The sequence below is a fragment of the Desulfonatronospira sp. genome (assembly GCA_003563255.1).
Lineage (GTDB): Bacteria > Desulfobacterota > Desulfovibrionia > Desulfovibrionales > Desulfonatronovibrionaceae > Desulfonatronospira.
Genome location: PWSL01000457.1, coordinates 1 through 11,840, shown reverse-complemented (window position 1 = coordinate 11,840; position 11,840 = coordinate 1). Strand labels below are relative to the sequence as shown.

Here is an 11,840-nt window from a genome sequence, read left to right as displayed (position 1 = left end):
GTGGGGGAGATAAATGCGGCCTGCGGAGTCTGCGAGTGGTGCATGGCAGGGCTTGGCCGTCACTGTCCCAAACGCAGCACTCTGGGGATTTCTGGCCTTGACGGATGCATGGCCGAGTACTGTGTACTGCCGGTGACCAACCTGTTCAGCGCCGATGGTCTTTCTGAGGAAAGGGCGGTTTTAACCGAGCCACTGGCTGCGGCCTGTGAGATCCTGGAGCAGGTTCCCCTGCAGGGCAATGAAAGGGTGGTGGTTCTGGGAGACGGCCGCCTGGGCATTCTCTGCGCCTGGGTCCTGGCCACGGCTGCAGGCCGGGTGACCCTGGGGGGGCATCACCAGGGCAAGCTGGAGCTGGCCCGGTGGCGCGGTCTTGAGACCTCCCTGCGGGGAGAAGGCATAGAGCCGGGAGCAGATGTCGTGGTGGAAGCCACAGGCTCGGGCAGGGGGATTGAGCAGGCCATGGACCTGTGTCGGCCCCGGGGGACCATTGTGCTCAAGTCCACAGTGGCCTTGCAGGGCGAGGTAAACCTGGCCCCGCTGGTGGTGAACGAAATCACCCTGGTGGGATCACGCTGCGGGCAGTTCAGCCACGCTCTGGAGATGATGCACAGGTTCCCGGACATGCCCCTGGAGCACCTGATCACACACCGCTATCCCCTGCACAAGGCCCTGGAGGCCTTTGAAACGGCCCGTAGCGGCCAGGCCCTGAAGGTTGTCCTGGAGGTGAGCTGAACCTTGAAGCGAATTCATCTGTTGTCCGGTTTATTATTCCTGCTTGTTAATGCCGTGGGCTTACCTGGAAGCTTGAGTTCTGCATGGGCGCAGGACTTCAGGGTGGCAGTTCTGCACTCCATCAGGCATCCGGCTCTGGATGAAGCAGCATCCGGGGTTATCCAGCATTTTCAAGATAAGGATGTAAAAATCGAATTTACCCAGGTATTCATGAACCGGGAGCAGGATGAAGGCAAAAATGAAAAGGATCATATAACAAAGATAAGCGAACTTGATCCCGATCTGGTAATCACTCTGGGTACCCAGGCATCGCAGGAGGCTGTCCGGAAAATGGAATCTGTAGATATTGTCTTTTCAGCGGTCACTGATCCGGTTGGCGCAGGGCTTATAACGGATATGCACAAGCCCGGAGGACGGGTTACCGGACTTACCGATATGAGCCCTGTGCGCGAACAGTTGGATATGATCACCTGGGTGCATCCCGGGATTTCAGCACTGGGCATTGTGTTTTCCGAATTCGAGCAAAACGCGGTCATGATCAAAAAAAAACTGCAGGAAATGGCAGGGGATTCCGGCCTGGAGCTGCTGACGGCCCCTGTCGGCCCCGGGGGCGATGTACAGGATGCAGCCCTGGGAATACTGGACAGGGTGCAGGCACTGTACATTTCTACGGACAACTATGTTGTCCAGCACGTATCAATTCTGGCTCGGCTGTGTGCCTTGCATGACGTTCCCCTGTATGCTGCAGACCCCAGCTCTGTGGCTGAAGGGGCCATGGCCTCCCTGAGCATAGATTACCACAGTATGGGCCTGCAGACCGGAACCATGGCCAAAAGGATCCTTGAGGGGGAAAAGCCGGGGGATATTTCAGTGGAAAAGCCCAGGGAAGTAAACATTACCATCAACACCAGCTCCGCAGAGAGGATGAATGTGGATCTACCCCTGGACCTGATGCTGGCAGCGGACAGGGTGTATGATCGTTTTCCAGAGACTGTTCCCTGAAAGAGGTTAATCACTCCACCAGCCTGTTTTCAGGCAGGGTGATTTCGCGGTATAGTTCGTCCGTGGCAGCCAGGAGTTCAAAGGGAGGGTTGAAGCCTATTTCGTTGGCTACCTGGATGTTGAAGGATATCTTGGGTGCGCCTCTGTCCACCATGTTCAGGGATCTGGGCTGTTTGCCTTCAAGGATATCAATTATCATTTGAGACAGAAAGTTGCCTCTCCTGCTGAAGTCCACGGTTGAAAAGCCCATTAGAGCGCCGGCCTCCACATCCCGGGAGCCATTTCTGGCAAAGGTGGGTATTCCCTGCTCCCGCAGAAAGCTAAGGATCTTGTCCACATCGCTGCTTTCCCAGTCAAAGGCCAGAAGAGAGGGAATGAAAAAGGCATCCATGCCCTTATCCAGGAGGTGCCTGATCCCTTCTAAGCAGTCCTGGACGGATTCTGTAGTGATTCTGTCGTATTCCAGGAGTTCAAACCCCCTTTCAGCGGCTATCCGCCTGGCGGCTCCAAGGTTTGTAAACTGCCTGCCGCTCTCGGTGTCCGGATAGATCACCCCCAGGCGGTCGAATTCCACGATCTGGTGGAAAATATCGAACATGCGCGGATATCTTTCCGGATCCAGGCGTACAGTAAAATTGTCCACACCAGAGTCCTGGGTGCTTTGAACAAAACCCGAATCCACAGGGTCGGAGACGGCCATGGCCACAATGGGGGTTTCATGGTTGTTGGCCGCAAGTATGGCCCGGGTGGCATCAGTGCCTGCGGCCAGGACCAGGTCCAGGTCGTCTCTTTGCATCAGCTCCCGGGCCTCTTGTTCCAGGAGCTCGTCCCTGTCCCACCCCGGGCTGTAGTGAGCATCCCCGGGGAAATCTATTTTTTCCAGCCACCCCCGGGCATGCAAAGAATCCCTTACAGCCCGCAGCGAGTCCGAAAAAAGCCAGTACGAACCTCCCTCGATATAGCCCACCCGGTACTTCTTCTCCTGCGCAAATGCCGGAGAGGCCAGAAGAATTCCGGCCAGGATCAGGCAGATAAAAGCCATGTTCTGCAGCCTGAAAAACTTTAGCATAACCTGCTCCAATTATTTTAAAATGTGATGGAACTTTAAATTGTTTCCCGGACAAGGTCCAGTCGTAACCATTCAGGGGGTGCCAGCAATCGCCACCGGGAATAGACTTGAGGCGTACTCTCTAACCGTGAGCGGCAGAGCCGCCCGCTCGCCCCGTGAAACAGACTTTTGTCTCCGCGCAGCGGGTTTCACCGGGGTGTGCAACGAAGTTGCCCGTGCCAAAAAAAATCTTCTTAGGCACGGGAAGCCTTCAGGCTTCACACGGGTGCTCCGCACACACGGTTTTGAAGAATAAAAATCCCCAGCAAGGCATTACCCGCCTGGCAGACAGGCAAATAGGCATATCTCCCCTATCAAGAGTTACGTCCAGTCAATTCCGGGCAATAAGCTCTCAGCATATACTGACGATGGTATCCCCGGCCCCGTGGACCTTGTAGAAAGGCCGGTGCATGACCAGGATACCCATGAGCCCGCACGGCCCGTAAAATCCGCTGTACTTGGCAGTGGCGGTTGTCTCCTGCAATCCACTGGACCTGTCCAGGTAGGCGATATCTTCTTTGACCGAGTAACTTTTCTGCAGGATCCAGTATCTGTTGTGCTTATACCCTTCAGTGAGCAAAGATTTTATCCGCCCGGCGGTTTTTCCGGTCATGGCCTGCATGGAGTAGACCCCTTTGCTGCCCCAGTTGGCGTCCAGGTCGCATCCGGCATACTTGAGGAAATAATCCCTTCTTTTCCTGGGCAGCTGGAAAAATTCATGAATATCCATGCGCTCCCCGTCTTCCAGGACAATGTTTTCCGGGTCCACCAGGGTAGTATAAGGGAAGATCTCCCGGATTTCGTCGGGGTACATATCCCTGGTCTTTTTCCAGAAAGGGAAAATCAGGGGGATTTTTTCGTCAAAGACAATGCTCGGGGGCAGGTCGTAGTGCAGCCTCTTGTTTTGCCAGGCATCAAAACGGGTTTTGAAGTAGTTGTCGGACATAAGCCCGTGAAAGGCATGGGCCCGGATAAAGTTGCAGTCATAGGCGCTTACGTCTTTGTCGTATCCGAAATATCTGACCCCGTGGTCCCTGGTGCGCTGCAGGAAAAAACGCATTCCGGACTGGATGGAGGCGTTGTCCAGGAGGTGGTGCACCAGGGGCTGGTCATCCAGGTGTTTCTTCAGGTCTCTGGCGAACTGCCCGGCCATGGACCCGGGAAAAACGGGCTTTTTTTTAAAATCCTGGCTGAAATGCTCATAAAAAGAGTAGAGCTGCTCGCACTGGCACCACAAAGACCCCGGGCTCTGAATTTCCGAGATTTTTCCAGGCACAACTTCATCGGTGCGAAAAAAAGCGGGCTGCAGTGAAATCCCCATTTCCCGGGCCCGCTCGTGTAGTTCTCTATGCCAGATCCAGCCGAAGCTTTGGGGCAGTTCATTGATAATAAGCCCGGCAATGGCAGGGTCGGCTTCTTGAGCCAGGGAAGCCCGAAAAAGATCAGCAGTTATGTCCTGAAACTTCCGGATAAGCCCGTGTCGTTTCTGGTATCCCTCCAGTACTTCCGGCTGCAGGGGATAGATATCCGCTGCCGGGCAGGTGCTGAAGCCTATGTCCACACGCAATAGATCGTTTATCTGATTGTCCAGAAAAGAAAAGTATTTGTCCATAAATCCTCAGGCAGAAGTTTCAGGTATTCATGACCTGATTGTATCTGTTTAGCGCTTTGCATGTGGCATGGGGACTGTCCCGCACTTATTTTTCCAAAGCGGGCTATGCCCGCAACCCAAGATAAAGCAGTGCTCTTATCCCAATTGGGACAGTACCGCACTTATTTTTGTAAATCTCATGGCTGTAACTTATTCATCAGAAAAATAAGTGCGGGACTGTCCCCTGCTTTCCTTAACAGCGCTAAACAGATACATCTGATTCAAGGGCTGAGCCAGTTTCTGCGGATAAGAAAGCCCAGGTACAAGATACTGCTGACCAGGGTCAGTATTCCGAAAAGCACCACAGAGCTTTCATAGCCCACCCTGGCGATGAGAAAGCCCATTACCAGCGGCCCGGCCACGTTGCCGGCCCTTTCCCAGAAGCGGTATATGCCCATGCCTGCCCCCGGGCCAAGCTTTTTTACGATATCAGTTTCAGAGATCACCGAGGCCTGGGAGGATACGGAAAAGCTGTGAGCTATGCCCAGCATTATGACCATGACCAGGATGGGTATGAAACCGCTGAAAAGGGCGAAAGAAAGCATTGCCCCGGCAGTTATGAGCCCGCCCAGGAGTATGAAGTATTTGCGAAGATATACCTGGGGGAAAAGATGCGATATAAGCGGGCCTGCAAAAACGAGGCATATGCCGTAGCACATGATCACCCGGCCTATATTGGACTGCAGGGCGTCAATGCTGCTCAGGTAAAGGGGGACAAAGAAAAACAGAAATCCCACCAGGACCAGCTTGGCCGGGATGGCCTGCAGCCAGAGCACGGCCGCGAACTCCCTGTCCCGGAAGACCTGGAAAAGCTGGGAGGCTTTGAAGGGAAGGCCGAAGCCCCCCGACGATTGCGGTTTTGCCGGCCTGAACTCCCCCCTGAAGACCAGAACTGCGAAAATCAGGGCCAGGCAGGTGAACAAGGCGCTTACATAGAACACGTTTGCATAACCGATTCTTTCCGCCAGCATGGCCCCTATGACCGTGCCGCAGATATCGCCGCTGAAAAAGGCGGCCAGGAATCCGGCCATGCCCATGGACCTGGCCTTGAGGCTGGTATTGTCAATCACGAAGCGCTGGCAGCACATGAAAACCACGCCCAGGCCCACAGCTGCCAGGCAGCGAAATACTATAAGCCACAGAATATCCTGGGCCATGGCTGTTAGAAAATGCCCTGCAGCATTCAGTAAAAGCCCGATTATCAGGGGTCTGAACCAGCCCCTGGAATCGGTCATGGATCCGGCCAGGGGCATGGATACGGCCATGGTAAGCATAAAAGCGGCAATGGGCAGGCCTATTATCATCTCCCGGGACAGGCCCATAATAGGCTCATAAAGGGAGTCAACATACATGGGGAAAAAGGACAGGCTGAATCCGTCGGCCATGATGAAAAGAAAGATAAGAGGCCTGATGAGGGAGTAGGGGACAGACCCGGAAGCTTCATCCCGGTCTGCTGGTGCCCGGGTCCTGCTGCCGCCTTCCATGCTTATGGCCAGGTCACTCCAGTAGGTGTTGACCTTTTGCAGGCAGACCCTGATTTTCTGCAGGGCAGCCTGGGGTGCTTGAGGATGGCTGGATTCAGGTGCTTCAAGCTCCTGAACCAGGCCGGATATTTTTTCTGTCTGCTGCCGGGGCGGTGCAGAAAGCCCCTGGGACAGATCCGGAAGAAAGCCCCGCAGACCTGTGGCAAATCTCTGGGCCTGGTTTTTTATTATGGAGTTATAATAATCCGCCAGCACGCTTATCTCGCCCAGGGAAGCGTACCTGTCCCTGTCCACGGGCATAAGCCGCGGATAGCTGCGGGAGATGTCCCGGCGCAGCACGCTTAATGGATGACTTATATAGTAGATGACGAAAAAGGTGAGAAATTCAAAGGTCAGCAGAAGAGAGGTGAACATGACTGTGAGCATGTCCCACATGATCTGCCTGGACTGGGCGTGGATGACGCTTCCGGAAATGTGCATGTTGATGTGGCCCTGGATCTGCCCCTGCGCCTTCAGGGGCAGGGATATGTCCGTGTCTTCAGGAGTCAGGCCCTTGCGGGACAGCTCAGAAACGTAGGGCTTGTGGACAAAATCGGACTTGCTGGTGCCGGGCTCAATGTCCAGGGCCTGGTTATGGTCGGCAAAAAAAAGTGTATAGTCCCTGGTGTCGGTGATCTCCATGAACTCTACCTCAGGCAGGTCGGCGAGGATATTTTCCAGGTTGTCCTCAAGCCTGGCTATCCTCTCCAGGGAGATGCCCATGTCCAGGACATATTCCAGGTCATTTTTCAGGTTCTGGCCGGCGCTCTGGGCCTTTTCCCTGATGGTGCTCACATGGCTGGACTGAAAAGCATTTATATTGAAATAAGAATACGCAGCCTGCCCCAGTATGATCACCGCCACAGCCACCAGGAACACATTTACTTTCAGGCTCAGGTCCGGTTTCATAAGCCGCCTCCCCTGCCTGATGTATCAGCTGAAGGCTCTTTGAAGCCTGATGCGTACCTCCCCTCTTTAGTTTCGCCAAGGACTCCGGCGGCCTGCCGGCTGTCCCTGATGATCTGTTCCAGTTCACGTCTAAGCTCATGGGGTATTTCTTCGTTTTCCAGGTGCCCGGCAATCTCGTTGCTGCAGCTTTCCAGGCCGTCTGCAATTTCTTTTAAAGAGCGCCCTGGAGATTCTGTGGCCTCTTTGCCTCTGGACTCAAGCTCCAGAGCTATCTCCTGCAGGTAGCTGCCAAGGCTCACAATATCGTTGCGAATTATCCTTGAATCAGGAAATTTCTGGGTCAGGGGCGTCCGGCCGGATCCGGGCGCAGCAGGCCCGGCCTTATGGGTTTTTCCGTCTTTAGAAACCGGGCTGAACCGGCTATCCGGTTCTTCATGGGTCACGTCCTGTGCGCCGGCTGTTTTGTGTTCCCGGGTAAAGGGCAAAAGGGCCTGCCTGATTCTTTCCAGGTCCTTTCTGATGGGGCGGACCACGAAAAGACCCAGAAGGCCCACCAGAACAAGGGCAGTGCCCCCCAGGGACCAGCCCAGGCGGCTCAGGGCACCCTTGATCATTTGAGTGATGCGCTCCAGTATCACTGCCCGGGAAAAGGAGAGGAGCAACCCTCCGTGGGCCTGTTGTTCAGCCCTGTGGACTATGGGCAGATATAAAATGTATCTGTCCCGGTCAAAAACGGCGTGGGGTTCCTCTTGCCCTTCAAATTCCTGCGCATGCCGGGCAAGAAGACTGGAACCATTTTCTTCTGCCCCCTTGAAATAGATTATTTCCCCGGGATCCATGCTCACGGCCACGTTATCCACCCTGGGATTGGCATCCAGGAATTCAGCCAGCATGTCGTCCATGCCCTCAAAGGCGTCCAGGGGCTTGCCCAGCAGGATTCCGCGCTCAATGTCCTGCTTGAGGTTTACCGCCCTGGATTCCATGATGGATACAAGGGACCTGGAGTATATCTTTTCAAAGGAGGAGATGCTCAAAACGGAATTGAGAACCAGGGTAAAAAGAAGGATGGCCAGGGTAGCCGTGAATATCTTCAGTCTGAAGTGCATGTGATCAGTACCTGTCAAGTTTTCAGTAATCGCCTGCCCCGTGGTATTTCAGGATAAACATGGTGATGTCGTCGGACTGGGGAAAATTTGCCGAGAATGTCTTGATCTCTTCACGGATGTCATGCAAAAGCTTTTGCAGTTCCTGGTTTTTGGCCTGCATGGCCGTCTGCAGCAGCCTTTCATCGGAAAAGAGTTCCTGTTTCTGGTTCATGGCTTCGGTAACGCCGTCGGTATACAGAAAAAGGCTTTCACCAGGGTTCAAGGTTACCAGAAGCTCCCTGTAGGGCAGGTCTTCCATGGCCCCGGCCACGGGGCCGCTTATGCCCTTGACAAAAGAAAGCCCGCCCTGGGCGTCCATGAGTATGGGCAGGTTGTGCCCGGCATTGGCGTATCTGATCTCGCCGGTGGACATGTTCAGGATGCCGATGATGAGGGTGACAAACATGCTCTTGGGGTTGTCCCTGCTCAGGTCGTTATTCACCCGGGTCATTATCCCGGCCGGGGACTTTTCCTTGGCGGCATGGCTCTGGATGAGGGTCCTGGTAATGGCCATATACAGTGCCGCAGGCATGCCCTTGTCTGATACGTCTCCCACTGTGAAACACAGGTGCTGTTCATCCAGCAGGAAAAAATCATACAGGTCGCCACCCACCTCCCTGGCAGGCTCAAGAATGGCGAAAAGATCAAACTCCCTGATGTCCGGGAAGGCTGGAAACTTCCTGGGCACTATGCTCATCTGGATATCCCGGGCCAGGGAGAGTTCGCTTTCGTATCTCTCCTTGGCTGCAGTGGTTTCCAGGAGCTTGCGGACATTGTTTTTGAGCTCTTCCTGCATGTATAGAAATGAGCCGGCCAGTTCCCCCACCTCATCGTGATGCTTTCTGGTGAGGGCGACGATCTGCTGCGCATCAAAGTCGTCAGATGTCAGATCCCTGCCTGCCAGATCCCTGGTGTGCCCGGCCAGCAGGGCCAGAGGTCTGGATATATGGCGTACGAAATAGATGGCTGCCGTTGCCCCTAATAAAAAAATGCCCATGATGATCCAGGACTGCCTCTGAACCACCCCCCTGGCTGGAGCCTGGATTTCGGCCTCTGGGATCATGGCGCTTAAGTACCAGTCCAGGGGTCTGAAATACCTGGTGAGGACAAGCATGGCCTCTTCACCGACATACATACGGCTGCGGGCCAGTTCCTGGTCCCGGCTCTGCCGGGCCACCTCCTGCAGCAGGGTCCCGAACTCCGGACTGCCTGCAAAATCCTCCGGCTCAATTACCAGTTCGCTGTCCTGATCAAAAATAAACAGGGAGCCGCTTTCAGCTAAGCGGGCCTGCCTGAACTGGCTCTCAAGCTCCTTGATCAGCTGGTCCATCCTGTCCTGTTCCGCTTCTTCAATGGAAGAGATGTCCACAAAGGCCCCCAGGATCCACTCAAAGCCCGGAAAATAGCTTAAATATGCCAGGTTCTGACCTCCGGGGACTTCCCTGGTCCCGGGTGAAAAGACAATGTACTGCTCATAACCTCTGTCTTCTAGGTTGACCGCATCTGACAGGGGCTCACCCCTGATATCCCGCATCGTTTCCAGGTTTTGTCCTACAAGCTCATTTTCGGAGGCGAAGAAGATGTTGTTTTGGGCATCCGCTGCAAAAAAATCAGTGCTGCCGGACTGAAGAGCCTGCAGCCATTCTATGGATTTTTCCCTGCGTGATCTCTGGTCTTCATTATGTATCTCTCCTGCCGTGTCAGCAGACAGTTCCAGACCCGTAAGAATAATGCGGGTTTCCCGGTGCAGGCGCTTTTTTGCCTCATCGATTCTGTTTACCCGGTCAAAGATAAGGCCCCGGTAAACCCCCTGGATATTCAGATAGACCGAGTTAAGGATATTCTCGGCATTGTTCTGCTCTACCCTGGTCATTTCCCGGCCTACGTCCCTGTGGGTGAAATAGATGACAATCACGGCTGTAAGCAATAAAATCAGTGCGATAATTGCTACAAGCCTGGCACGTATTGTTTTGAACATAAATAACTTAAGGGTTGGGAATATTGGGCATACTCCCCGCGGCCTTATTCAAGGTTAAGATAACACTAAAGCGGGCTTTGCCCGCAACCCAATAAAGAAAAGTTTCTTGTTTTTTGTGACAGGGTTTCAGGAGTAAGGCACTAAAGCGGAACATACAATTGAGATACCGTTCTGAATTTTATAACTTTCGCTGTAGTGATAAATACCTGTAACCAAATATTATTGTTGCGGGGACAGTCCCATTTTTGGACAGGGAGACTATAAATTGGGTTTAGGGCTCAGTCAGCGTTAGCAGTAAACCTATTACGGTTTCCTTTAAAAATCAAGGGGAAACAGTTGATGCCTTACGTGCCGACCCCTGGGTCAGCCCGGACTTATCCATCAGATTCCGCGGCCAGCCTTGCCGGGTAACCATTCAGGGGGTGCCGCAACGGCCCGGGGACCGCAACGGCCCGGGGACAGTCCCCGCGAAACCTTTCCTGCAAAATTAGAAAATGACAAACGCTAAGTTGTGTGAACCTTCAAAGATAGTACTAAGCGGGGACAGTCCCCAGACCTTGTGCCAGGAACTTCAACTGAGTGCCCCCTGAATGGTTACCTTGCCGGACTTTTTATTGCCTGTAATGCAGCTGCAAATAGTCAGACAGACACTGTCAGTGACTTAATCCTGATACCCTGTTACAAAAAAAGAAGTTGTTATCTGTTTGTGGGGATCAGTTATCACTACAGCGACACTTTATTTAAGCTGGAAGGGGACTGGCTCTTTTGCCGTCGGATAGTCCGGCCGTTTTTTCGGTTTGATGTCGGCATAAGTGCCTGTCCCCGGTGGCCGAGGCGATAATTTACACAAAGTGTCGCTGTAGTGATATCAGCTGGAGAATAAAAGTTGTCATTTTAAGGAGAGTTTATGATTACAATTTTAGCTTTGGGCGACAGCCTCACAGCCGGATACGGACTGGGGCCGGGAATGTCTTTCGCCTCCAGGCTGGAAAAAGCCCTGACAGAAGAAGGCTGGGAGGTAAGCGTCATTAACGGGGGGATATCAGGGGACACCACTCTGGACGGCCTGAGGCGTCTGGACGGTCTGCTCAGATTACGCCCGGACCTGGTCCTTGTGGAACTGGGTCCCAATGATTTTTTCATGGAACTGCCCTTAAGAGAAATCCGGACCAATCTGGACCAGATCATCAGTGCCTGCCTGGAGTCAAATGCCCGGGTACTGCTGGCTGGATTTGAGTCATTGCAGGGTTATTATCCAGGTTACGACGAGGATTTTCATAAAATTTACCGGGAGATTGCCAGTTCCAGACAGGTGCCGCTTTGTCCGGATTTTCTCCCCGGCATACCCCAGAATCCGGAATTAACCCTGCCTGACGGGGTGCATCCAAACGATGCGGGCACCCAAAAAATCGTGGAGCACATCCTGCCCGCTGTAAAAAAGGAACTCAAAAAGATCCTAACGAGGGCTGTGCCCGTAACCCAATAAAGACAAGAGCTTTTTTGACAGGATTAACCACGCCAAAGACGCGTGGCAGGCATAGATTAAGAGATTGATGAAGAGAGAATCATTTTTGTCCTGGCTCCCAGTTTAATGCCCTTCGGGCTTGCTCTGCGAGCAATTCAATCACGCCACAGGCGTGACAGGCGGAAGCCAGGCCAAAAGGTAATCAATCCTGTTAATCCTGTCCAAGTTTCTTGTTTTTTGTGACAGGGTTTCAGGAGTAAGTCACTAGTATCCTGTCCCGTAAATTCTGTCCTGATTAATGGCAAAATGATTGTAGAAAATAACACC

The 11,840-nt window shown here is 53.4% G+C and carries 8 protein-coding genes; 3 read left to right on the top strand and 5 right to left on the bottom strand.

Features of this window, described 5'->3' with window-relative positions:
• Window positions 1-732: zinc-binding dehydrogenase (locus QZP87_RS13475; RefSeq protein ID WP_291323440.1), on the top strand; the 732-nt coding region annotated here is incomplete at its 5' end.
• 3 nt (window positions 733-735) lie between these two features.
• A complete protein-coding gene (locus tag QZP87_RS13470; RefSeq protein WP_291323439.1) occupies window positions 736-1,734 on the top strand; it encodes an ABC transporter substrate-binding protein in 999 nt (332 codons plus the stop codon).
• Between the two features lie 10 nt (window positions 1,735-1,744).
• On the opposite strand, the gene QZP87_RS13465 is transcribed toward QZP87_RS13470, so the two are convergent.
• From QZP87_RS13465 to QZP87_RS13445, 5 genes are all read right to left on the bottom strand, one after another.
• On the bottom strand, window positions 1,745-2,803 hold the full coding sequence (locus QZP87_RS13465) for an ABC transporter substrate binding protein (protein WP_291323438.1): 1,059 nt from the start codon (window positions 2,801-2,803) through the stop codon (window positions 1,745-1,747).
• Window positions 2,804-3,194: 391 nt separating this feature from the next.
• Complete coding sequence (locus QZP87_RS13460; RefSeq protein ID WP_291323437.1) at window positions 3,195-4,454, bottom strand: hypothetical protein; 1,260 nt, start codon at window positions 4,452-4,454, stop codon at window positions 3,195-3,197.
• A gap of 260 nt (window positions 4,455-4,714) precedes the next feature.
• Window positions 4,715-6,925 (bottom strand): MFS transporter, encoded by a 2,211-nt coding sequence (locus QZP87_RS13455; RefSeq protein WP_291323436.1) that lies wholly within the window; start codon window positions 6,923-6,925, stop codon window positions 4,715-4,717.
• A complete protein-coding gene (locus QZP87_RS13450; protein WP_291323435.1) occupies window positions 6,922-8,031 on the bottom strand; it encodes a hypothetical protein in 1,110 nt (369 codons plus the stop codon). The genes QZP87_RS13455 and QZP87_RS13450 overlap by 4 nt, the downstream gene beginning before the upstream one ends.
• A gap of 22 nt (window positions 8,032-8,053) precedes the next feature.
• Window positions 8,054-10,048 (bottom strand): SpoIIE family protein phosphatase, encoded by a 1,995-nt coding sequence (locus QZP87_RS13445; protein WP_291323434.1) that lies wholly within the window; start codon window positions 10,046-10,048, stop codon window positions 8,054-8,056.
• A gap of 907 nt (window positions 10,049-10,955) precedes the next feature.
• On the opposite strand from QZP87_RS13445, the gene QZP87_RS13440 reads away from it, so the two are divergent.
• The gene (locus tag QZP87_RS13440) at window positions 10,956-11,534 is read left to right on the top strand and encodes an arylesterase (RefSeq protein WP_291323433.1); all 579 of its coding nucleotides are present in this window, start codon (window positions 10,956-10,958) and stop codon (window positions 11,532-11,534) included.
• Window positions 11,535-11,840 lie beyond the last annotated feature (306 nt).